Below are 22,169 nucleotides of genomic sequence, written 5' to 3' on the forward strand. Positions count from 1 at the left end.
GATGTCACGAATCGGACGCAAGCCCATCGCCGTACCAGCAGGGGTGAAGGTCACTTTTGAGGGTCGAACCGTTTCGGCCACCGGGCCGAAGGGGACCCTCTCCCGTGAGATCCCTGGCGCAATCACGTTCACCCTCGAGGCGGATGTGATTATCGTGGCGCGTCCCGATGACAGCAAAACCAACCGCGCGATGCACGGCCTCTGCCGCACGCTCATCGCCAATATGGTCGAGGGTGTTGCCACCGGCTTCCGCACCGATCTTGAGATCAACGGCGTCGGCTATCGCGCCGCGAAGGCGGGGAACAAGTTGACCCTGGCCCTCGGCTACAGCCACCCAATTGAGATCGACCCACCGGCCGGGATCACCTTCGAAGTGGACGGCCAGACGAAGGTTGCCGTTCTCGGCGCAAACAAGGAGCTCGTCGGGCAGATCGCCGCAGAGATTCGCTCGCTTCGTAAGCCCGAGCCATACAAGGGGAAGGGCATAAAGTACGTCAACGAGGTCATCCGCCGCAAGGCCGGTAAGGCCGGAAAGGTTGGTGCCAAGTGAGCCGCGCAACGACACGCGTCGCGTCGCGTAAGCGCCGCCACTTCGGAATTCGACTGACCGTTGAGGGCTCAGCCGCACGACCGCGACTCGCGATCTTCCGCAGCCTGAACCACATCTACGCACAGGTCATTGATGACGCAACCGGGAAGACCCTGGCGGCGGCCTCTACCCTTGACGCAACAGTGAGGGGCGACGCCAAGCGCACGAAGGTGCAGGAGGCTGCCGAAGTTGGAACACTCGTTGCTGAGCGAGCTAAGACCGCTGGAGTGGCGAAGGTTGTCTTCGACCGCGCTGGATTTAAATATCATGGGCGCCTTAAGGCGCTCGCAGACGCTGCCCGGGCTGCCGGGCTTGAGTTCTAGGAGGGCACTGAGATGGCGAGAATTGACGCGTCGAAGCTGACCCTCGCGGAGAAGGTCGTGCAGATTAATCGAGTAGCGAAGGTAGTTAAGGGCGGACGACGCTTCACCTTCTCTGCGCTCGTCGTCGTTGGCGATGGCCAGGGACACGTTGGCGTTGGCATCGGCAAGGCCGGCGAAGTGCCAGAGTCAATCCGCAAGGGGACCGAAGACGCGAAGAAGAACCTCATCCGCGTGCCGTTCCTTGGCACCACGATTCCGCACGAGGTGTCGGCCGAGCACTCCGCCAGCCGCGTGATGCTGAAGCCAGCCTCACAGGGAACTGGCGTGATCGCTGGCGGTGCAATTCGCGCGATCATCACCGCTGCGGGCATCCACGACATTCTCTCCAAGGTCTACGGCTCCTCAAATCCCGTGAACGCAACCCGCGCCGCGATTGAGGCGCTCTCGCAGCTGCGCACCGCTGAGCAGATCTCAGCCGCACGTGGCAAGCGCGTCCGCATCCGCGTCGGCGGCCAAGAGTCGACGCCAGAGGTGCACCATGGCTGAGAACTACATCAAGGTCACCCAGGTCAAGAGTGAGCTCGGGCATGTTGCGCGAAACCGCGGCACGATTCGTGCGCTCGGCCTCGACCGCATCGGTGATACCAACCTGCTCCCTGACAATCCAGCTGTTCGCGGCATGGTGCGCCAGGTGAACTTCCTCGTCTCGGTCGATGAGTTGACCGGTGACGAGGCTGCGACCGCGGCAACCGCGGTCGCAACGAAGAAGGCACAGAAGGCGAAGAAGCCTGCCAAGGTGAAGAAGGCGAAGGTGACCAAGTGAAGCTCCATGATCTGCAGCCAGCACCAGGGTCGAAGAAGAAGCGTATTCGTGTCGGCCGCGGTGTTGCCGCTGGACGCGGTAAGACTGCCGGTTACGGCACGAAGGGCCAGACCTCGCGAAGCGGTGGGAGCATTCCAGCGTGGTTCGAAGGTGGCCAGACGCCAATCCATCGCCGCATTCCAAAGCTTCGCGGCTTCCGCAATGTTCTGCGCGTTGAAGTCGCGGTCGTCAATGTTGGTCGGATTCAGCAGTGGATCGACGCTGGCCGCCTGAAGGGCGAAGGCCCGCTCAGCGTGAACGCCGACATCCTTGCCGCAGCGGGCCTCCTCAAGACTCGAGGGAAGCCGTTGAAGGTGCTCGGCACCGGTGAGATTTCGACGAAGATCCTCTTTGCCGCCAACTCGTTCACCGACAGTGCCGTGGCCAAGATCAGGGCCGCTGGCGGTGACATCACGGTGTATGAGAGCGCCACTCCAGCCTCAGCGGCCCCAGTCGGGGTTAAGGCGGGGAAGAACGCTCCGACACCAGGGAAGAGGGCTCCAGCAAAGCGCGCAACCAAGGCCGCACGGGCCGACGGCGCAGACGCCTAAGGTAAGGTCGCACGTAGGCACGTTGCTCCTACGTATAGCGGGGAAGGAGACGAACGATGATTGACACCCTAGTGAACGCGTTCCGAACCCCCGAGATCCGACGCAAGCTCCTCTTCGTCGCCGGGATGCTCATCGTCTTCCGCCTTTTGAGCCATGTTCCCGTGCCAGGAGCCGATCCGGCGGCCCTCTCAAACTTCTTCAAGGACAACGCCCTCTTCGGCCTCCTCGACCTCTTCTCCGGCGGCGGTCTGGCGCGATTCAGCGTCGTCGGCCTTGGCCTGAACCCATACATCAACGCCTCGATCATCATGCAGCTCATGAGCGGCGTGGTGCCGCGCCTGATCGAACTCAGCCGTGAGGGTGAGTACGGCCGCAACAAGATCAACCAGTACACCCGCTACCTGACCGTGCCGCTCGCGGCGCTGCAGAGCTACGCCTTCCTCGCGCTGTTGAATAGCCAGAACGTGCTCAAGACGCGCTTTGACCTGGCCAGCCCAGAGACCCTCGTACAGATCGTGATCCTCACGACCGGTTCGTTGCTACTCATGTGGATCGGCGAGCTCGTCACCGAGCGAGGCATCGGCAACGGGATCAGCTTCATCATCTTCGCCGGTATCATCGGCCGCGTGCCGGGCGCCATTCAGGAATTCTTTAGCGCGCCGGATCTCGCCGTACTGCTTGCCTTCGCCGTTCTCGGCGCTGCGGCCGTTGCTGCGATCATCTTGATCACCGAGGGGCAGCGCCGCATCCCGGTCGAGTATGCGAGCCGCGTCCGCGGCAATCGCGTCTACCAGGGTGGCCGCACCTTCCTGCCGCTAAAGGTCAATCAAGCCGGCGTGATTCCAATCATCTTTTCCATGAGCATCTTGCTCTTCCCAGCGCAGATCGCGGGCTATTTCACTGCCTCGGAGGTTGAGTGGGTCAAGGGCGGCGCACAATGGATCGTTGACACGCTTGGGCCACAGAACGAGCTCGTCTATCTTCCGTTCTACTTCATCCTCACGGTGGCGTTCACCTACTTCTACACAGCCTTCACCTTCAAGCCTGATGAGACCGCAGACCAGCTGCGGAAGAACGGCGGCTACATCCCAGGCATTCGCCCAGGGATGCCAACGCAGGAGTATCTGGGGAAGGTCGTCACACGCATCACCCTGCTTGGGTCGCTCTTCCTCGGACTGGTTGCCGTCTCGCCGTATGCCCTCGGCACACTCTTCGGTGATCTCGGTGGCCTCGGCGTCAGCCTTGGCGGTACCGGGCTCCTTATTGCGGTGAGCGTTGTTGTGGAGACGATGAAGCAGCTCGAGGCACAGATGCTGATGCGAAATTACGAGGGCTTCATTAAGTGATCCTCGTCCTTCTCGGCGCCCCCGGCGCAGGGAAGGGGACGCAGGCGGAGGCACTCTCCGCAGCAACGGGGGCAGCCCACGTTGCGACTGGCGACCTCTTCCGTGCAGAAATTGCCACTGGCTCGCCGCTCGGCCTTGCCGCACAGCAGTTCATCGACGCAGGGCAGTTGGTCCCCGACGAGGTCACCATCAACATGATCCAAGCGCGTCTCGCCAAGGGGGATGCAGTGAACCGCGTCATCCTTGACGGCTTTCCGCGCAATCCTGCACAGGTGGCTGCATTAGATGCGGCGTACGCGGCGAGCGGTCGTTCGATCCGCGCCGTACTGCTGAAGGTGGACGACGCGATCCTTGCAGAGCGCCTCACCGCGCGCCGAGTCTGCCCGTCATGTGGGCGCTCGTACCACCTCCTCAGCCGTCCGCCGCAGAGCCTCGGGGTGTGCGACGTGTGCGCCACGGCGCTGGTTACCCGGAGTGACGACGCCCCCGAGACCGTTGCGGCGCGACTGGCAAATCAGCTCGCCGCCCTTGGCTCGGTTGTCGAGCTGTATCGCGCAACTGGCCGCCTTACGGAGGTGAGCGGCGTTGGAACCATTGATGAGGTGCAAGGTCGCCTAGCGGCGGCCGCCGCTGCCGCTGGGCTGACGGCCTAGCGATGGGGGCAATCACCCGCAAGAGCCCAGCCGAGATCGCGCTGATGCGACGTGCCGGCGCCATCGTTGCCGAAATTCATGAGCTCGTACAGGAGGCGGCGGTTCCAGGGGCGAGCACCGCCGAGCTGAACGCGATCGCCGAGCGCTGTATTGAACGCCACGGCGCAGCCTCCAATTTCAAGGGCTATCACGGCTTCCCATCCGTCATCTGCATCTCGCTCGATAGCGAGGTGGTGCATGGCATCCCCGGCGATCGTGAGATCAAAGAGGGGGCGCTCGTATCCATTGACGCGGGTGCCATTTGGGACGGCTGGCATGCCGACGGGGCCCGCAGCTTCGTGGTCGGCGAGGGGTCCCCAGAGGCGAAGCGCCTGGTGGCGGTGACCCGCGAGGCGCTGGATGCCGGCATCGCCGCCGCCCGCCCGGGGGCCACCATCGAAGAGATCTCTGGCGCAATTGAGGATGTCGCCCTGCGCGCGGGGTATGGGATCGTGCGCCCCTACGTCGGCCACGGCATCGGCCGTGCCATGCATGAGGCCCCACAGGTGCCCAACTACCGCACCGGCCGCAAGAGTCTGACCCTGGCGGAGGGGCACTGCCTGGCGATCGAGCCGATGCTCACCCTCGGGTCACCTGAGGTTGGGGTGATGGAGGACGAGTGGACAGTTGTAACAATTGACGGGAGCCTGGCGGCACATTGGGAGGAGAGCATCGCCATCGTGGCGGGGGGCTCCACCATCCTCACGAGGGGGTCATGAACGCCCCTTTCGTGCGTGGATCGTGGGGCTCTGCTACTCTCTCCCTTCGCGCGTCTGCGGACTCCGTAGCGCGCCGTCTCGGTCTTCCGAGACCCAGTAACGCGTTCTGATCGGGGGTTTGTTGGCGAAGAAAGATTCGATCGAGGTCGAGGGGACCGTTGTTGAGCCGCTACCGAACACATCGTTCGTGATCGAGCTTGAAAATGGCCACCGGATCCGCGCCTACATCAGCGGAAAGCTTCGGACGAATTTCATCCGAATCCTTCCAGGTGATCGGGTGAAGGTCGAACTCTCGCCATACGATCTGACCCAGGGTCGGATCACCTACCGGTTGAAGTAGCAGCACGAGCGGTGCGCCGCTCACAGCAGGAGAACGAGTGAAAGTATCTGCGTCGGTCAAGGTTCGTTGCGACAAGTGCCTCGTGATTAAGCGGCACGGCCGCGTCATGGTCATTTGCGAAAACCCGAAGCACAAGCAGCGACAGGGTTAGCTGATGGCTCGTATTGCAGGGGTCGATATTCCGCGCGAGAAGCGCGTTGAGATCGCCCTTACCTACATCTTCGGCGTTGGCCTGACCACCAGCCAGAAGATCTTGGCGCAGACCTCCATTAATCCCGACACGCGCGTGCGCGATCTCACCGAAGACCAGGTCAACCGACTTCGTGAAGTCGTCGACAAGGGTCGCAAGGTCGAAGGCGACCTCCGCCGCGAGATTGCCATGAACATCAAGCGACTAATCGAGGTTGGCACCTACCGTGGCACCCGACATCGCAAGAACCTCCCGTCGCGCGGTCAGCGCACGAAGACCAACGCACGACAGCGCCGTGGCGCACGCAAGACCGTCGCCGGCAAGAAGATTGAGAAGAAGTAGGCAGAGAGATGGCTGAAGAGAAGAAGAAGCGCGCACCGAAGACTCGACGTCGCGAGAAGAAGAACGTGCCAGTCGGGCATGTGCACATCGCCGCGTCGTTCAACAACACCCTCGTATCAATCACCGACCTAACGGGCGCGGTGCTTTCGTGGGGCTCGGGTGGCGTCGCTGGCTTCAAGGGCTCACGCAAGAGCACCCCGTACGCCGCATCGCTCGGAGCTGAGTCGGCCGCACGCAAGGCGATGGAGCACGGACTTCGCTCCGTGGCCGTCTTCGTGAAGGGTCCAGGCGCCGGACGCGAGCAGGCAATCCGTGGCCTACAGACAGCGGGCCTCGACATCACTGCAATTACCGATGTGACGCCGCTGCCACACAACGGCTGCCGTCCTCCAAAGAAGCGCCGAGTCTAGGGGAGTAGAAGCATGGGTCGAGATACCGGACCAGTCTGCCGCCAGTGCCGTCGAGAGGGCGCGAAGCTCTTCTTGAAGGGTGCGCGATGCTATACGAAGAAGTGCTCGTTCGAGAAGCGCCCGACCCCTCCAGGCATGCACATGATGCGCCGCCGCAAGGTTGGCGACTACGGCCTGCAGCTGCGCGAGAAGCAGAAGATGCGCCGCGTCTATCGCATTGGCGAGACCCAGTTCCGCCGCCTCTTTGAGGCCGCTGAGCGTGGCACCGACGTGACAGGCGAGAACCTGCTCCGCCTCCTTGAGCTGCGATTCGACAACGTCGTCTACCGACTCGGACTCGCCAGCTCGCGAGACCAGGCACGCCAGTTGATCACCCACGGCCACCTCTCCATCAATGGTCAGGCGGTAAACATTCCGTCGTACTCACTGAAGCCAGGCGATGTCATCTCGGTCCGCGAGGGGCGAGCCGACATCGGGCCATTCAAGGAAGCCGCAGGCTCCCTTTCAGGCAATGGCATTCAGGAGTGGCTCCGCGTGGATGCCACAAAGTTGACCGGTACGGTGGTCGCTGCTCCGCGGCGCGATCAGATGCCGGGCGACTTCAATGAACAACTCGTCGTCGAGTTCTACTCGCGGTAAGAGGGAGAGAATATGTCCGATGCACTGACCACCAAGATCGCCCCGCTCGAGGAGCTCGGCTCGTACGGCAAGTACGAGGCTGGCCCATTCGCGCCAGGCTACGGCGTCACCCTCGGCAACGCGCTGCGCCGCGTCCTCCTTGGATCGCTGGAGGGTGCCGCAGTCACCGCCGTGCAGATCGACGGAGTCATGCAGGAGTTCTCCTCGCTGCCAGGCGTCCGTGAAGACGTCGTGCAGATTCTCCTCAACGTTAAGAAGATTCGCCTTCGCAGCTTTGCGAAGGAGCGCATCGAGCTCACCCTTTCGAAGAAGGGGGCAGGCCCGGTCACCGCTGGCGACATCAAGCCGAACGGCCAGATTGAGATCGTCAATCCAGAGTTGGTTATTGCAACGCTCGACTCCGACAAGGCGTCCATTGAGGCCACCCTCGTCGTTGAGACCGGCGTTGGCTACGTTTCCTCAGACCGCGTTGATGCGGACCCTGAGGGCGAGGTACGACCACGTGGCGTGATGAGCGTCGACGCCATCTTCACCCCAGTCCGCAAGGTCAACTTCACGGTTGAGAACACGCGCGTCGGCCAGGATGTCGACCGCGAGAAGCTCATCCTTGAGATCGAGACCGACGGCACGATTACGCCAGAGGCTGCTGTCCGCAAGGCTGCGGCAATCCTCGTCAGCCAGTTCACCGCCTTCTCCGGCCTCGGCGAGGTCCCGGCGGCTGTGCCAGCGGCAGAGGCTGGCGGCAACCTTCTTGACGTTTCAATTGAGGATCTTGATCTGCCGATGCGCGCCTATAACGCGCTGAAGCGCGCCGGTATCCTCAAGGTCCGCCAGCTCCTCACCGCCCTTGATGGTGGAGAGATGGAGCTCCTCAAGTTGCGCAACTTTGGCCAGAAGAGCCTCAACGAGGTTCGCGAGAAGCTCGTCGAGCGCGGCTTTGATGTGCCTGAGAGCAGCATCCCTGCTGACGCCATCTTCGACGAAGATGAGAGCGACGCCGACGACGAGGAGAAGGCCTAATGACCTCGCACGCGATTGGCGGACGTAAGCTCTCCCGCAAGCAGGGGCCGCGCCTCGCGCTGTATAAAAACCTGATTGTCTCCGTGTTGCGCTACGAGCGTATCCAGACGACTGAGGCCAAGGCCAAGGAGATTCGTCCGCAGGTTGAGCAGATCATTACGCTCGCCAAGAAGGGTGGCCTCTCAGCCCGACGTGCCGTGATTGCAGCCCTCCCGGAAGAGCCGCTCGTCGTTGAGAAGCTCTTTGATGAAATCGTTCCGAAGTATGCGAACCGCACCTCGGGCTACTGTCGTATCACCAAGATTGGCATTCGCCAGGGTGACTCGGCGCCGCTTGTGCAGCTTGAATTGATCTAGGAGGATCAGATGAACACGAAGACCTGGACACCTCGCGCCGCTGAAATCGAGCGCCGCTGGTTCGTGATCGATGCCGAGGGCCAGACCCTAGGCCGACTCGCGACGAAGGTGGCCTCAACGCTGATGGGGAAGGGGAAGCCAACCTTCGCTGACCACCTCGACTCGGGCGACTTCGTGATCGTGATCAACTCCGCGAAGCTGGTTGTGACCGGTGACCGACTCCTCTCAAAGAAGTACCACTCGCACTCTGGGCAGCCAGGCGGTTACCGCATGGAGGTTCTCGGCGATTTGCTGAAGCGCAAGCCGAATGAGGCGATTCGCCGCGCCGTCAAGGGAATGCTCCCAAAGACGAAGCTTGGCAATGCACAGATTCGTAAGTTGAAGGTCTATGCCGATGCAGATCATCCGCACGCTCCCCAGAAGCCAGAGCCCCTCGCGTGAGCCCGAAGGAGAAGAACGTGGCAAGTCTGCCGTATTACCAGGGAACCGGTCGACGCAAGACCTCTGTTGCACGCGTTCGCCTCGTTGCTGGTGAGGGCCAGATCGTCATCAATGGACGCACCTACGAGCAGCACTTCGGCGGCGCCATTCCGCAGTCTGAAGTATTCGCGCCATACCGAGTCACTGGCACCGAGGGTCGCTTCAATGCGATGGTGAAGGTTGAGGGCGGCGGCATCTCTGGCCAGGCAGGCGCAATTCGCCACGGCATCTCACGCGCACTCCTCTCCGCTGATCCAGAGGCGTACCGACTACCACTCCGCCAAGCTGGATTCCTGACGCGCGACCCGCGCGCCAAGGAGCGCAAGAAGTATGGTCTCGTCCGCGCACGCAAGGCGAAGCAGTTCACCAAGCGCTGATCTAACGCAAGGACGCCCGTGACCACGGTTCGCTTCGGCACCGATGGGATCCGCGGGATCGCTGGTGACACACTCACCGTTGAGATGGCTGCGGCACTCGGTGTCGCCCTGATGCAGCAACATCCGGCCGGGCTAGTGCTCCTTGGGCGCGACACGCGTCCGAGCGGCCCCGAGCTCTCCGCCGCGCTCGCAGGCGCCATTGAGGCGCACGGCGGAACCGTGATTGATGTTGGCGTTATCCCAACGCCTGGACTCGCCTCACTCGTTGCAGGCGAGCCACACGCCGCCTGCGGCGTGGTAGTCACCGCATCGCACAACCCCGTCGAGTACAACGGCCTAAAGGTGCTCGCGCGTGACGGTCGCAAGATCCCCGATGCCGAGGAGCGAGCGCTTGAGGCGGCAATGGAGCGTGCCCTAGCGGGGGGTCTGCTGATAGTTGCGCCATCGGCATCGCACGCAGACGAGGCCCAGGCGTATCGAGAGCGATATGAGCGAACCCTGGCGGAGCTTGCGCACTCTGTGAGTGCAAGCGCGCTGAGTGTGGTGGTCGATGCGGCACATGGTGCGGCGTCACCATTCGCCGTTGCGGCGCTCGCCGCCACGGGTGCCACGGTCCTGCCGTTCGCAATGGGGGACGGCATCATCAATGACGGCGTTGGCGCCACCGACCCCGCCGCACTCGGCGAGCAGGTGCGCGCGCACGGCGCCGACCTCGGCATCGCGCTCGATGGTGACGCTGATCGCTGCGTCGTCGTGGATGCTGGCGGGCGAGCCATTGATGGTGACGTCTTGATTGCCCTCATCGCCCTGGATCGGAAGGGGCGGGGGGTCGCCGGGTCTGAGCGCGCAGTTGCAACGGTGCTGACCAACAGCGGTGTGGAGCGCCACCTTGCCGCCCACGGGATCACCTTGGAGCGCACCCCCGTCGGCGACCGACACATTGCTGACCGGCTCGCCGCTGGCCAGGGCGGCTTCGGTGGCGAGAAGAGTGGCCACCTCCTCTTCACGGAGCTCTCACCGACCGGTGACGGGCTCCTCAGTGCGATCACCGTGCTCGGGCTCATTGCCCGCGCGGGGATCCCCGTGGGCGAGATGGCTGATGCGGTCCCCCTCGACCCCCAACTGCAGCGAACGGTGCCAGTGCCTCCAGGTGAGGGGGGGCGACTCCTCGCAGAGCCTGATCTCCAGAACGCCATTCGCCAGGCTGAGGCGGCCCTCGCACAGACAGGTGGGCGCGTCCTTGTGCGCCTCTCTGGGACTGAGCCCCTGCTCCGAGTGATGGGCGAGGGCCCCGATCGCGCAGCGGTCACGGCCGCCGTTGAGCACCTGCTGGAGGTAGCCGCGAGCCTCGTACGCGGGCGGTAGACTACCGCCATGTGCGGGATCGTCGGTTACATCGGCTCACGCGACGTCTCGACGACGTTGATAGAGGGGCTGCGCCTCCTTGAATACCGCGGCTACGACTCCGCAGGGATCGCCGTCGCGGCAACGGGGGGCGAGATCTCCATGCGCAAGCGTGCGGGCCGCCTCGCCAACCTCGAAGGTGTCGTTGGCGAACTACCAACCGGTTCGATCGCCGGGATCGCCCACACGCGTTGGGCCACCCATGGTGCGCCAACTGACCTGAACGCCCACCCCCACATGGATGAGCACGGCGAGATCGCCATCATTCACAACGGGATCATTGAGAACTACGCCGAGCTGCAGCGGGAACTGGCGGGGAAGGGGCACACCCTTTCGAGCGACGTCGACACCGAGGTGATCGCCCACCTGATTGAAGACGCCTACCAGGGCGATATTCGCCTTGCAGTTGCGGCCATCCTCCCCCAACTGCGCGGGCAGTGGGCGCTCGTGGTGATGCACCGCAGCGAACCAGGTCGCATCATTGCCGCCCGCCGCGAGGCGCCGCTTGCCGTTGGCATCGGTGAGGGGGAGCAGTTCCTCGCCTCCGATCCTGTCGCCATGCTGGAGCACACCAACAAGATCATCTTCCTTCGAGACGGCGACCTAGCCGACCTACAGCGCGACGGGGTCACCCTCTACGACGCAACTGGGGAAACGTTCGCCCCAAAGATTGAGACGATCACGTGGGATGGCGCCGCGGCGCGCAAAGAGGGGTACGACCACTTCATGCGCAAGGAGATGGATGAGCAGCCGCGAGCACTCTCGGCGGCAATGCTCGGTCGAGTCTCGGCCACTGGAATCGCCATTGGTGAACTTGATCCCTTGAGTGCGGCGCTCACGGCGACGCGTTCCATTGAATTCGTGGCCTGCGGCTCGGCGTATCACGCCTCACTCACCGCGGCGACGCTCGCTGAGCGCCTGCTGCGCATTCCAGTGCGCGTCACTGTCGCGAGCGAGTTTCGCTACGATCCGCCCGCACTCGGGCCAACTAGCCTTGTGATTGCCGTTTCGCAGTCCGGGGAGACCGCAGACACACTTGGTGCCGTGCGCATCGCGAAGGCTGCTGGTGCACCAGTTCTCGCGATCGTGAATGCGGCCGGCTCGTCGCTCACGCGTGAGGCGGATGCCGTTGTGCTGCTGCAGGCTGGAACAGAGATCTCCGTAGCCGCGACAAAGAGCTACACCTCGCAGGCGCTCGTCACCCTTCTGGTAACGCTTGACCTAGCGCGGCGCACGGGAGCGCTGACCGCTGCAGATGCGCGTGCATGGGCGGAGGAGCTCCTCCGCGTCCCTGCGATGGCCTCAGCCGCACTCGATGCATCAGATGCGCTGCCAAGCATCGCCGCGAAGTATTTCGGCGCGAGCGGGTTCATGTTCGTCAGTCGCGGTGCAGGGATTGCAACGGCGCTGGAGGGGGCACTCAAGCTGAAGGAGATCTCCTACATCCATGCCGAGGGGATCGCCGCCGGTGAGATGAAGCACGGCCCGATCAGCCTTCTCGGTGCCGATCACCCTGTGGTGGCGGTGGTGCTGAACTCGCCAGTCCTGCCAAAGCTTGTGAGCAACCTAATGGAGTCACGCGCGCGCTCGGCGCCAGTGATCGCGATCCTCTCTGGCGTCGATGATTGGTCTAGCTTCGCTACCGATGCAATCGTGATCCCCGCCGCACGGCCTGAGATCGCCGCACTGATCGCAACAATCCCGCTGCAGCGCTTCTCATATGAGATGGCGCTCCTTGCCGGTGCCGATATTGATCAACCGAAGAATCTCGCAAAGTCCGTCACCGTCGAGTGATGGACGGGGGAGAGCACTCCACGAGCACGCCGGAGATCGGCATTGACATTATTCGCGTGGACCGAATTGCAAACGTCTTGCGCCGTCATCCAGAGCGATTTGAGCTCCGAGTGCTGACCGCCGCAGAGCGTTCATACGTTCGTGGTCGCCCCGAGACGATGGCTGGGCGCTGGGCCGCAAAGGAGGCTGTCTCAAAGGTGCTCGGCCTCGGCGTGCGTGGCATCGGCTGGCAGGAGATCGAGGTGGAGCGCCTGCCAACCGGGCAGCCCTCCGTTCGTCTCCACGATCGCGCCGCGGCACGGGCGACGCAGCTCGGCATCCAGCACATCGCACTCTCGATCAGCCACGAGCGCGAGTATGCGATCGCGATCGCCTATGCCGTGCGAACGGCTGGCGGGCGCTACCTCTTCCCGCCGCAAATCGGCGCAGACCTCGATGCCACCGAGACGGCACTCCTGGCACGGATCGAGCGCATCAAGGCACTTCGGCGCGAGGAGCTGGCCCTGTTGGCGGAGCCGGCTGGGAAGGCCCAAGGATGAGCGGGCTCCCCGAACGTATCCAGAAGGTTGGCCTGCCTGCGCTCGGGCGTGATGCCTGGGTAGAGGTGCGGCTCGACGCGATCGCAACGAACGTTCGCGCGCTCAAGGGGAAGCTCCCGACTGGCGGCCACCTCGACGTGGTGTTGAAGGCCGACGCCTACGGCCTGGGCGCCGTGCCCGTCGCGCGTGCCGCACTCGACGCTGGCGCGCGAGCCGTTCTTGTCGCCACCTTTGATGAGGCGCAAGAGTTGCGCGACGCCGGAATCACTAGCCCCGTCCGGGTCCTCTGGCGTGTGGCGCCTGCGCACCTGCGCGACGCGGCCGCTACAGGCATTGGCGTTACCGCATCGTCGTCAGCAGTGGTTCGCGAGCTGATCGGCGCCGATCTGGCTGGGCTCTCCCCACTGAGCGTCGATATTGAAGTTGATACTGGACTCGGTCGCGACGGCATCCTGCCGGGCGATCTCGCCAACCAGCTCGCTGCGTTGCGCAGTAACCCGAACATTCTGCTGCGGAGCATCTGGAGCCATCTCAGCGCAGCTGAGAACGTTGATCGATCACGTCTGCAGGAGGAGGTACTCGAGCAGGCTGCAGCCCAGGCCCCCGAGCTCGAAGCGCATCTCGTCGGGTCGGGAGGGCTGCTCACCATGGGGGAGACGCAGCAGGTTGCGCGCGTTGGCATTGCGCTCTTCGGCGTTGTGCCGAACGCGCTGCGACCGACGATGACCGCCGCAACGATCGGCATTGGCCGGGTATATGGACTCGCCGCACGGCCTGTGCGCATCGCGACACTCCCCGTCGGTCATGGCGTGGGGTACGGGCCAGCATTCACCGCAGAGCGCGTATCAAGGATCATCACCCTGCCGATCGGCTACGCCGATGGCATCTCGTATCACGAACGGGGAGTCGCCGAGGTGTTGATACGCGGCGTGCGCCTGCCAGTTGTTGGCACGATTGCGATGGACTCCATCACCATTGATGCCACAGATCACCCGGCCACCGACCTGACCGAAGCCGATGAGGTGGTTTTCATCGGTGACTCTGGTGCTGATCTGATTGAGCCCGTCGACGTTGCCAAACGCCGAAAGACGATTACCAATGAGGTCTCAACGAGCTTCACCAGTCGACTTGCGCGGGTGTATACGGTGAGCGGCGAACCGGTGGCGCTGCGCGACCTGCGCGGGTATCACTACGTGAACCAGAAGTGACGCAATCGTCGTATCTCTTGATTCGCGAGGATCTCGATCGCAGCTTTTATGCACTGATGTCTGACGCGGAGCCTACACGGCTGCTTAGTAGCATCACGCTGCCTACGGGAGCTGATAGCGAGGCGGCAGAGACGATGTTGCAGAGCTCTGCTGGAGCGGAGCAGAGCGGTGCGATCTCTACCTCGCTTCGCGGTGATCCGAGCTCCCTCGGCCGTGCGGCGAGCCGCTGCGCAGAGGCGCTCGGCGTCCCCGTGAAAATTCTTGATATTGCGCATGATGCTGGCAGAATTGCGTGGGCCACCCCAGGAACGGCTGGCGAGCTGTTGCGGATTGATGAGGCCGCACTCGTCCCTGCAGATGCAACGGAGCGTCGACGCCGCTGCGATGCGGTCTTGCGTGCACTTGGCGAGCGCGATCGCGCCGCCGTTGCCGACCGGCTTGGAGACATCGCAGATCGGCCGATGTCGGGGCGTGATGAGATTGGCGACCAGACTCGTGCTGCTGCGTGCATTGATGCGATCCAGTCAATCGCGGAGCGGTCGAGCGGTCAAGGTGATCCGATGAGCGGCGAGGTGTTCATTGCTACGGGTCAGCTTGCGGCGTATCTCTCTTCAGGCGCCGTGCCACTCGCCGCACTTTCGCCACTGATTCCACCTGGGCGAACCACGGTGCTGCTTGATGTTTCGGGAGTACTGGCGGCGCTGGGCACTGAGCAGCTCACCGAGACGACGGGGGCAGATCTGGTTCGTGCGACCGCGGATCAACTACTCGTGCCCGCTGGCGATCTGCTGGTTATCGCAGATCACCCTGACGAGGAGGTGCTTGTTCGAGCCGGTGCGGAGGAGCATGCGCTGTCAGCGGATGGAGCACTGGAGTTTGACCTTCGGGCGGGGGAGTTGGTCGACGTTGAGGTTGCGATTGATGGGCACCAGGTTCTGGCCTCGCTGCGCGGCGGTCTCGCCGGTGTTGCTGTTGTGCGTGGTGCCCCACTAGTTGATCTCCCACTCATGCCCGTGGCTGTGAGGCCCGCAAAGGTGCTCCCCATTGAGGCGCCACTGGCGCTGCTACCGCGATCCGCAAGCGCGACGGGTGGCCTCGGCGGGCGCCTTCTGCTTGGCGACGAGGTCGAGGGGAGCCTCTACTTCTCGGCTACAGAGCCAGACAGCCGCGGGTGGGCGGCGGCGCACGAGGCGGGAGTTCTGGCGGTTGTCTCGGTCTCCCCTGAGACCGTGCTGCGAGCTCGGGCTGTCGGCATTCGAGGTCTCGTTGTGGGCAGCCTGAGTGATGGCGAGCGCGAGGCACTCAGCGCCTCCATTGATCGACGTATTGCCGCCGGTGTCGCCCTCGCCCCATTTGGGCTCCTGATCCTCGGCGGGCGCCGCGAGAGCGATGAATGGGCTGCAGAGCTAGGGAAGGCGCTCCAGACCCTGAACGGCAGCGACGTTCGCCTTGAGCGGCACCCCGCCGGCCTCACCGCCTCGACGGCACGGCGCGGAGGGGCGCGCCTCGACGTGGATACCGTTGTGATCGGTGGCCCCCTAGCGGGCTCTTATGGCACATGGCGCGGCCTGGCCGACGCACAGTCGTCAGACCCGCAGGGTGCAGTCGAGATCAAGGGCGATCTTGTCGTGCTCTCCATTGGTGACCTGCAGCGCCTTACAGCGTGAACGTCGTCACCATTACGCTCGGTAGCCTTGCAGCAACGACCTCGCTCGGCGCGGCGATTGGCGTCTCACTCCGTCCGGGTGACCGGGTCCTTCTTGCGGGCGACCTGGGGAGTGGCAAGACAACACTCGCTCGTGCCATCGGAGCCGCACTCCATGCAGAGCCGGAGCTCACCTCGCCAACGTTCGTCCTCATCTCTGAACACCGCGGCGACCTGCCGATCTGGCATGTTGACGCCTATCGACTCCCCGTGGGGAGTGACGCGCTGCGTGCTGGGGTGATTGATGAGCGACAGCAGCACGGCGTCAGCCTCATCGAGTGGCCCGAGCACCTTGAAGGACTCGGGGTAGCGGGCACCGGCGTGCTGAGCATTCATCTCGAGGCGGCCGCCGACGAGGGCACACGCATCGCCGTGATCCGCGGCGCGCGACCAGACCTCCTTGCGGTACTCGGTTCGATGTCTGACAGCATTCAACGCATCACATCGGGCGATGCACGTGAGTAGCCTACGAATCCTCGTGCTTGATGGGTCGCTCGGCTTCAGCATCGTCGCGATCGTAGAGGAGCGCGATGGTGTGCTCGTGTGCGTCGCCGAAGACTATCTCTACGAACAGCCACTACTGCAGCGCATTACAAATCTGATTCCGAATCAGGCCGAACGCACCGCGCTCACTAGTGTGGTGGTGGGGAACGGCCCTGGAAGCTACAGCGGCGTCCGCGTTGCAGCCTCGGCTGCCGCCGGCATTGCTGCCGCGCTAGCGCTCCCACTACGAGAGAGTGCGTCAGATCGCGCACTCTGGCAGGCGGCGCAGCGATCGTTCTCTATAGCGCTCGGAACACGTGAGTCGCTCGAGGTATCGCAGAGTGGCTCGGTCGTCGCGGCTCGGGAGGACGCCTCCCCGCACCTTACGCAGGAGGAGAGCAGAGGAGTTGCTGCGTGCGCGCTCGTCCGTGAGGCTGGACCCGTAGCTTCGCATGTCACTCTGCGCTATCCGGCTCCTGCTCGCGGAAGCGAGGCGGGATGATGCGTGCACCCGTTCTGGCACCACTCACCATTAAGGACCTTGCCGAGGTTGCGGTAATTGAGAACGTCTCGTTTACGGCACCGTGGCCAACAAGCGCCTACACCACGGAGCTCACCACAAATCGTCTAGCGCGATATGTTGGCGCCCGAATGAGTGGCGCGCTCATTGGCTTTGGTGGCATCTGGCTGATGGTTGACGAGGCGCATGTCACCACGATGGCGGTGCTCCCCGCGAATCGACGGTCGGGAGTTGCGACGATGCTGCTCCTTGAGCTCCTGCAGGAGGCGCGGCGCGGCGGCGCCCGAGTCGCAACGCTAGACGTGCGCGTATCAAACGTTGACGCGCAACGACTCTATCTAGCGTTCGGCTTCATCGAAGTCGGCCGCCGCATTCGCTACTACGACGATAACGGCGAAGATGCGTTGATAATGACCACCGCCGAGCTTGAGAGCCCAGAGCAGCAGGCGATTGAAGCGGCGCTGCGCGCCCGCGTTCAGGAGCGCTTCGGCCATGAGTGAGCGGCTACTGCTGGCGATTGAATCGAGCTGCGACGAGAGTGCCGTTGCCCTTATTCGCGGCGGTCGTGAGGTGATCGCTGAGCGTGTGGCAAGCCAGACGGCGATCCATGCACCGTTTGGCGGTGTGATTCCAGAGGTCGCAGCGCGCGCCCACCATGAGTGGCTGCCCCGCCTCCTCAACGAGGTGCTGCAGGAGGCTGAGGGGCTCGGGATTGCCAGCACGATTGAGGGGGTGGCACTGACGACCGGCCCCGGCCTCGTTGGCTCACTCCTCGTGGGCGCCGGCATTGGCAGCGCCTGGGCGTGGGCGCGCGGCCTCCCCGTGCTGCCGGTAAATCATCTTGAGGGGCACCTGCGCGCCGCATGGCTACGCGAGGCGGCAGACGTCGACGCGCCGACGCTCCCCGCGATCGGGCTCGTGGTCTCTGGTGGTCACACGTTGCTGGTGCGGATCGAGCGTGACGGGACCGTGCAGCGCCTCGGCGGCACGATTGACGACGCGGCGGGCGAGGCCTTCGACAAGATCGCACGCCTCCTTGGCGCTCCATATCCAGGAGGGGCTGCGCTCTCAGCGCTCGCCGCGAAGGCGCCACGCGGTGCCCGAATCACGCCGCTGCCGATTGCGAAGACCGAGCAGCCCTACGACTTCTCGTTCAGCGGGGTGAAGACCGCGGCGATTCGGCAGGCGCTCGTCGCCAGTGGGCTCAACGACCGTAGCCCCGGCCGTGCCGCCACGCTCACACGCCAGTTCGCCGAGTATCCACTTCCAGAAGAGGGAGCGATTGCGATCGCTGCCGCAACGGAGCAGGCCATCGTCGGTGCACTGCGCGCCGGTGTGCAGCGTGCCCTTCGTGCCAACCCAGACTGCTCGCTCATCGTTGGTGGTGGTGTGGCGGCGAATGGACCGCTGCGCTCGGCACTTGCAAGTGTTGCGACCGAGGAGCGCCGCGTACTCGTCGTGCCCCCAATGAAGTGGTGCACCGATAACGCGGCGATGATCGGCGCCGCAGGTGACGCCCTGCTACGTGACGAACGAGGCTCCTACCAGGAACCCAGCGCCGGCCTCGAGGTTCATGCGCAGTGGCGCATCGGATCGGCGGTACCCGCATGAGCCCGAAGTATCGCCAGGCACCGAGCCGCGGGCGTGTTGATGGCCATGCGGCAAAGAAGCGCCTCAGCCAGAACTTCTTGCACGATTTGAACGTTCGAGATCGCATCGTGCAGGCTGGTGTGCCGACTCCTGGGGAGCTCGTCTTGGAGATTGGCCCAGGGCTTGGATTCTTGACCGAGGCACTCCTTGCTAGTGGCGCCAACGTGGTCGCTGTGGAGCTCGATAGCGATCTGATCCCTCGCCTGCAGCATAAGTTTGCGGCACAGATCAGTGCGGGGCAGCTGACCCTTATTCACGGCGATGCGCTCACCGTTGATCTCGAGTCACTCGCGCCAACCAGTGGGAGCTGGCGCGTCATTGCCAACATTCCGTATCACGTCACGAGTCCACTGCTGCATCGGCTCCTGCTGCTGGCAGCGCCCCCTGCACGCATCGTCTTGCTGGTGCAGTTGGAGGTGGCGGAGCGCGTCGCGGCCGCACCCGGTGACTGGTCATACCTCACCGCATTTGTGCAGGCGAGAACGGTGGCCTCTGTCGTTGTACGGGTGCCCCGCGAGGCGTTTGACCCAGTGCCTGGCGTGGACTCTGCGATCTTGCTGCTCGAGCATCGAACGGGTGACGATGCGTTCACTCTAAGCCCACACGATGAGGAGCGCCTCTGGCGACTTGTGCAGGCGGGATTCCGTGAGCGACGGAAGAAGTTGCGCAATGCACTCCCTCGCGCACTGCCAATTCTTGAGAGCGACATTATCGCGGCGCTTGGGCGCGCCAACCTCAGTCCCGATCAGCGCGCGCAGACGCTCTCGGTGAAAGACTGGATCGCCCTCTTGTCCGAACTTCCTGAACTTGATGCGGGTGTGCCGACGAACGCCGCTCGTGCCGCAGTCGCTCGGCGAAGCACCAGCGGAGGATCGGAGGTGCGCGAGCGGAACGCGACACGCTCGCAGCCAGCACCAGATCCAACGGTTGAGATCGTCGCACACGGCAAGATCAATCTGACGCTCGCCATCGTCGGCAAGCGCTCAGATGGGTACCACGAGCTCCACTCCGTGGTGGCGCAGTTCGAAGCAGGCGACCGCCTCTATCTGCGTCGATCAACTGACGGGGTGGATTCGATTCGGCTCGCTGGTGTGCCGCTGAATCTCGATGGGGAGAACCTCTGCGCCGTGGCGCTCGCGGCGCTGCGCCGAGCCTGTGAGGTTCCGCCAGTGGAGATCGTTCTCGAGAAGCGCCTCCCCGTTGCCGCTGGGCTGGGGGGCGGCTCAAGCGATGCCGCGGCAACGCTACTCGGTGTCATCGAGCTCTTCGATCTGGACATTGATGACGAAACCTTGAACGCGGTCGCAGCCGAAGTGGGCTCCGACGTCCCACTCTTCCTCGTCGGCTCGCCAGCGCTGATGGAGGGGCGTGGGGAGTCGGTGACCCCGCTCGCCCCCTGGAAGGGCGAGCCCCTGGGGCTCCTCCTGATTACCGCCGGCCTGCCGCTGCGCACCCCAGAGGTGTTTGCCGCATTTGCCGCGGGGCTCCGCGGCTCGGCGCAGGGGGCGGCCCTGGTCAGCTCCCAGCACCTTGCGGCGGAACTCACGGTCGGCATGAGCGGGGAGGGGCTCCTGCAGCGGGCTGCCGCCCTGGCCTCGGCAAATGACCTTCTGGCCCCCGCCCGGGCTGTGGCGCCGTGGCTCCGCCCCTTCGATCACGCCCTTCGTCGCCTCCTCGATCGCCCACTCTCGCTCTCAGGTTCGGGGCCAACCCTCTTCCTCCTCTATCCTTCCCAGCGAGAGGCAGAGGAGGGGGCAACCCTGATCGCCAACGCCCTCGCGAGCGGGGAGCTCGTGGCGCCGGAAGGCCTCACGCCCTCCGTGATCGCAACGAGGCTAATCGGGCCAGGTTCTGGCGAAAGGGGAGCAGCGTGAAGCGTTCGATTACTGGGGCGGGTATTCCTGCCGCCATCGGACCGTACAGCCCGGCTGCTGCCATGGGCGACGAGCTCTACTGCTCTGGGCAGCTCGGACTCCATCCTGAAACTGGCGCACTCGCTGATGGCGTTGCTGCACAGGCAGAGCAGGCGGTGACGAACCTCGGTGCCCTGTTGGCCGCTGCTGGCTATGGCTACAACGACATCGTTAAGACGACCATCTTCCTTGTTGACCTCGCCGACTTTGCCACCGTCAACGAGATCTACGGTCGGGCCTTCACCCAGCCGTACCCAGCACGCTCAACCATTCAGGTTGCAGCGTTGCCGAAGGGTGGCTTGGTAGAGATCGAAGCGATCGCCAAGCGAGGCGGCGCCGCAGGATGAGCCCGTCAAGTCGCGGGCCGGAGCGCCTTGAGGGCGTGACGGCCATCATCCTTGCCGCTGGAGTGGGATCGCGGATGCAGTCCCAGGTTCCCAAGGTGCTGCACCAACTGCTCGGCCGCCCAATGGCTGGCTGGGTCGTGGCGGCTGCCACTGAGGCGTTCTCTGAGAAGTCTGTCGTTGTCCTCTCGCCCGCGACCGCCGGGCTCGCCGAACTGCTGGGTGGAAGCGTCTCAATTGCTGAGCAGCCAAAGCCGCTCGGCACCGCCGATGCTGTTCGCTGCGCGCTTGCCGCGCTACCAGCCTCTGCAAAGGAGCTGCTCATCGCCTGCGGCGATACACCACTCATCACCGCCGCGCTGATGCGCGAGGTTGTTGCGGCACGTCGCGAGACGAACGCGCCGCTCGCGTTGGCCGCCTTTGATGCCGATGACCCTACGGGCTACGGACGGGTGATTGAATCAAGCGACGGCACAGCGGAGTGCGTGATCGAGGAGCGTGATGCCAGCGAAGAGCAGCGCGCCATCGGCACCGTTAACGCTGGGCTCTACGCCGTTGACCGAGCGTGGCTCACCGAGGCACTCGGCGCCATCACCCCGTCGAAGGCGAGTGGCGAGCTCTATCTCACCGATCTAGTCGCCGCGGCACACGACGCAGGTACCCCTGCGCCAATCGTCTATGGCCCGGAGATTGAGCTTGAGGGGGTGAACGACCGACACCAGTTCGCCGATGTCGCAGCCGCACTCCGCGAGCGCATCAACGAGGGGCATCTAGATCGTGGCGTGGCGTTGATTGACCCAACGACCGCGTGGATTGACGTGCAGGTTGAGATCGCTGCGGATGCCGTGATTGAGCCGGGCGTGACGCTTCTTGGGAGAACGAGCATTGGCGCGCGAACTCAAATTGGGAGCGGTTCACGGATTGAGGCGACATCCATCGGCGAAGACTGCACAGTTCGCTCCTCAGCGATTGAGGGATCAACCATCGCGTCGCACGTTGATGTTGGGCCGTTTGCGCACATTCGACCAGGGTGCACCATTGCGGCAAACTGTCACGTTGGAAACTTTGCTGAAATGAAAGCAACGAGTCTCGCCGCTGGCGCGAAGGTCGGCCATCACTCATATCTTGGTGATGCCGAAGTGGGGGAGCGTGCGAACATCGGCGCGGGCACCATCACGGCGAACTACAATGGGGTAGAGAAGGTCAAGACGCTGATTGGCGCAGACGCCTTCACAGGTGTGGGGACTTTGATTGTTGCCCCGGCGGGCATCGGTATCGGAGCCAAGACAGGGGCTGGCACGGTGGTGCTTGCGGATATCCCTGATGGCTGTACGGCGGTCGGCGTTCCGGCTCGCATCATTCGGGAGGCGTAA

29 protein-coding genes are annotated in these 22,169 nt (G+C 63.9%); all 29 read left to right on the forward strand.

Annotation, left to right across the window (positions count from 1 at the left end):
- The first annotated feature begins 1 nt into the window (after position 1).
- Complete coding sequence (gene rplF, locus AC3LB0_RS00220; protein WP_488649170.1) at positions 2–550, forward strand: 50S ribosomal protein L6; 549 nt, start codon at positions 2–4, stop codon at positions 548–550.
- Positions 547–912 carry a 50S ribosomal protein L18 gene (gene rplR, locus AC3LB0_RS00225; protein ID WP_488649171.1) on the forward strand — a complete coding sequence of 122 codons (366 nt, stop codon included), beginning with the start codon at positions 547–549 and terminating at the stop codon, positions 910–912. The genes rplF and rplR overlap by 4 nt, the downstream gene beginning before the upstream one ends.
- Before the next feature lie 12 nt (positions 913–924).
- Positions 925–1,458: a 30S ribosomal protein S5 gene (rpsE, locus tag AC3LB0_RS00230; RefSeq protein ID WP_488649172.1), complete on the forward strand. Its 534-nt coding sequence runs from the start codon at positions 925–927 to the stop codon at positions 1,456–1,458.
- Positions 1,451–1,735, forward strand: a complete 285-nt coding sequence (gene rpmD / locus AC3LB0_RS00235) for a 50S ribosomal protein L30 (RefSeq protein ID WP_488649173.1) — start codon at positions 1,451–1,453, stop codon at positions 1,733–1,735. Before rpsE ends, rpmD begins: the two co-directional genes overlap by 8 nt.
- Positions 1,732–2,325, forward strand: a complete 594-nt coding sequence (rplO, locus tag AC3LB0_RS00240; protein WP_488649174.1) for a 50S ribosomal protein L15 — start codon at positions 1,732–1,734, stop codon at positions 2,323–2,325. The genes rpmD and rplO overlap by 4 nt, the downstream gene beginning before the upstream one ends.
- Positions 2,326–2,381: 56 nt before the next feature.
- Positions 2,382–3,671, forward strand: coding sequence for a preprotein translocase subunit SecY (gene secY, locus AC3LB0_RS00245; RefSeq protein WP_488649175.1), 1,290 nt, complete (start codon positions 2,382–2,384; stop codon positions 3,669–3,671).
- Entirely contained in the window at positions 3,668–4,324 is a 657-nt protein-coding gene (locus tag AC3LB0_RS00250; protein WP_488649176.1) for an adenylate kinase family protein, read from the forward strand. The genes secY and AC3LB0_RS00250 overlap by 4 nt, the downstream gene beginning before the upstream one ends.
- 2 nt (positions 4,325–4,326) lie before the next feature.
- Positions 4,327–5,082 carry a type I methionyl aminopeptidase gene (map, locus tag AC3LB0_RS00255; RefSeq protein WP_488649177.1) on the forward strand — a complete coding sequence of 252 codons (756 nt, stop codon included), beginning with the start codon at positions 4,327–4,329 and terminating at the stop codon, positions 5,080–5,082.
- Positions 5,083–5,203: 121 nt separating this feature from the next.
- On the forward strand, positions 5,204–5,422 hold the full coding sequence (gene infA, locus AC3LB0_RS00260) for a translation initiation factor IF-1 (protein WP_488648522.1): 219 nt from the start codon (positions 5,204–5,206) through the stop codon (positions 5,420–5,422).
- A gap of 37 nt (positions 5,423–5,459) precedes the next feature.
- The gene (gene rpmJ, locus AC3LB0_RS00265) at positions 5,460–5,573 is read left to right on the forward strand and encodes a 50S ribosomal protein L36 (protein WP_445823272.1); all 114 of its coding nucleotides are present in this window, start codon (positions 5,460–5,462) and stop codon (positions 5,571–5,573) included.
- A 3-nt stretch (positions 5,574–5,576) separates the two neighbouring features.
- A complete protein-coding gene (gene rpsM, locus AC3LB0_RS00270) occupies positions 5,577–5,954 on the forward strand; it encodes a 30S ribosomal protein S13 (RefSeq protein WP_488649178.1) in 378 nt (125 codons plus the stop codon).
- Between the two features lie 8 nt (positions 5,955–5,962).
- Positions 5,963–6,364, forward strand: a complete 402-nt coding sequence (gene rpsK / locus AC3LB0_RS00275; RefSeq protein ID WP_488649179.1) for a 30S ribosomal protein S11 — start codon at positions 5,963–5,965, stop codon at positions 6,362–6,364.
- 12 nt (positions 6,365–6,376) lie between these two features.
- Positions 6,377–7,003, forward strand: a complete 627-nt coding sequence (gene rpsD / locus AC3LB0_RS00280) for a 30S ribosomal protein S4 (RefSeq protein WP_488649180.1) — start codon at positions 6,377–6,379, stop codon at positions 7,001–7,003.
- 12 nt (positions 7,004–7,015) lie between these two features.
- Entirely contained in the window at positions 7,016–8,023 is a 1,008-nt protein-coding gene (locus AC3LB0_RS00285) for a DNA-directed RNA polymerase subunit alpha (protein WP_488649181.1), read from the forward strand.
- Positions 8,024–8,037: 14 nt separating this feature from the next.
- Positions 8,038–8,379, forward strand: a complete 342-nt coding sequence (rplQ, locus tag AC3LB0_RS00290) for a 50S ribosomal protein L17 (protein WP_445844457.1) — start codon at positions 8,038–8,040, stop codon at positions 8,377–8,379.
- A 9-nt stretch (positions 8,380–8,388) separates the two neighbouring features.
- Entirely contained in the window at positions 8,389–8,820 is a 432-nt protein-coding gene (gene rplM / locus AC3LB0_RS00295; protein ID WP_445844429.1) for a 50S ribosomal protein L13, read from the forward strand.
- Positions 8,821–8,837: 17 nt separating this feature from the next.
- Positions 8,838–9,236, forward strand: coding sequence for a 30S ribosomal protein S9 (gene rpsI / locus AC3LB0_RS00300; protein ID WP_488648528.1), 399 nt, complete (start codon positions 8,838–8,840; stop codon positions 9,234–9,236).
- 18 nt (positions 9,237–9,254) lie between these two features.
- Entirely contained in the window at positions 9,255–10,601 is a 1,347-nt protein-coding gene (locus AC3LB0_RS00305) for a phosphohexomutase domain-containing protein (protein WP_488649182.1), read from the forward strand.
- A gap of 9 nt (positions 10,602–10,610) precedes the next feature.
- Entirely contained in the window at positions 10,611–12,434 is a 1,824-nt protein-coding gene (gene glmS / locus AC3LB0_RS00310; RefSeq protein WP_488649183.1) for a glutamine--fructose-6-phosphate transaminase (isomerizing), read from the forward strand.
- Positions 12,434–12,973 (forward strand): holo-ACP synthase, encoded by a 540-nt coding sequence (gene acpS, locus AC3LB0_RS00315; protein WP_488649184.1) that lies wholly within the window; start codon positions 12,434–12,436, stop codon positions 12,971–12,973. Before glmS ends, acpS begins: the two co-directional genes overlap by 1 nt.
- Positions 12,970–14,181, forward strand: a complete 1,212-nt coding sequence (alr, locus tag AC3LB0_RS00320) for an alanine racemase (protein WP_488649185.1) — start codon at positions 12,970–12,972, stop codon at positions 14,179–14,181. The genes acpS and alr overlap by 4 nt, the downstream gene beginning before the upstream one ends.
- Complete coding sequence (locus AC3LB0_RS00325) at positions 14,178–15,848, forward strand: hypothetical protein (protein WP_488649186.1); 1,671 nt, start codon at positions 14,178–14,180, stop codon at positions 15,846–15,848. Before alr ends, AC3LB0_RS00325 begins: the two co-directional genes overlap by 4 nt.
- Entirely contained in the window at positions 15,845–16,351 is a 507-nt protein-coding gene (tsaE, locus tag AC3LB0_RS00330; protein WP_488649187.1) for a tRNA (adenosine(37)-N6)-threonylcarbamoyltransferase complex ATPase subunit type 1 TsaE, read from the forward strand. The genes AC3LB0_RS00325 and tsaE overlap by 4 nt, the downstream gene beginning before the upstream one ends.
- The gene (locus tag AC3LB0_RS00335) at positions 16,344–16,871 is read left to right on the forward strand and encodes a hypothetical protein (protein WP_488649188.1); all 528 of its coding nucleotides are present in this window, start codon (positions 16,344–16,346) and stop codon (positions 16,869–16,871) included. Before tsaE ends, AC3LB0_RS00335 begins: the two co-directional genes overlap by 8 nt.
- Complete coding sequence (gene rimI / locus AC3LB0_RS00340; protein WP_488649189.1) at positions 16,871–17,389, forward strand: ribosomal protein S18-alanine N-acetyltransferase; 519 nt, start codon at positions 16,871–16,873, stop codon at positions 17,387–17,389. The genes AC3LB0_RS00335 and rimI overlap by 1 nt, the downstream gene beginning before the upstream one ends.
- Complete coding sequence (gene tsaD / locus AC3LB0_RS00345) at positions 17,382–18,500, forward strand: tRNA (adenosine(37)-N6)-threonylcarbamoyltransferase complex transferase subunit TsaD (RefSeq protein ID WP_488649190.1); 1,119 nt, start codon at positions 17,382–17,384, stop codon at positions 18,498–18,500. The genes rimI and tsaD overlap by 8 nt, the downstream gene beginning before the upstream one ends.
- Entirely contained in the window at positions 18,497–20,413 is a 1,917-nt protein-coding gene (gene rsmA, locus AC3LB0_RS00350) for a 16S rRNA (adenine(1518)-N(6)/adenine(1519)-N(6))-dimethyltransferase RsmA (protein ID WP_488649191.1), read from the forward strand. Before tsaD ends, rsmA begins: the two co-directional genes overlap by 4 nt.
- Positions 20,410–20,799: a Rid family detoxifying hydrolase gene (locus tag AC3LB0_RS00355; RefSeq protein WP_488649192.1), complete on the forward strand. Its 390-nt coding sequence runs from the start codon at positions 20,410–20,412 to the stop codon at positions 20,797–20,799. Before rsmA ends, AC3LB0_RS00355 begins: the two co-directional genes overlap by 4 nt.
- A complete protein-coding gene (gene glmU / locus AC3LB0_RS00360) occupies positions 20,796–22,169 on the forward strand; it encodes a bifunctional UDP-N-acetylglucosamine diphosphorylase/glucosamine-1-phosphate N-acetyltransferase GlmU (RefSeq protein ID WP_488649193.1) in 1,374 nt (457 codons plus the stop codon). The genes AC3LB0_RS00355 and glmU overlap by 4 nt, the downstream gene beginning before the upstream one ends.

This window comes from Candidatus Limnocylindrus sp. (genome assembly GCF_040397235.1).
Classification (GTDB): Bacteria; Chloroflexota; Limnocylindria; order Limnocylindrales; family Limnocylindraceae; genus Limnocylindrus.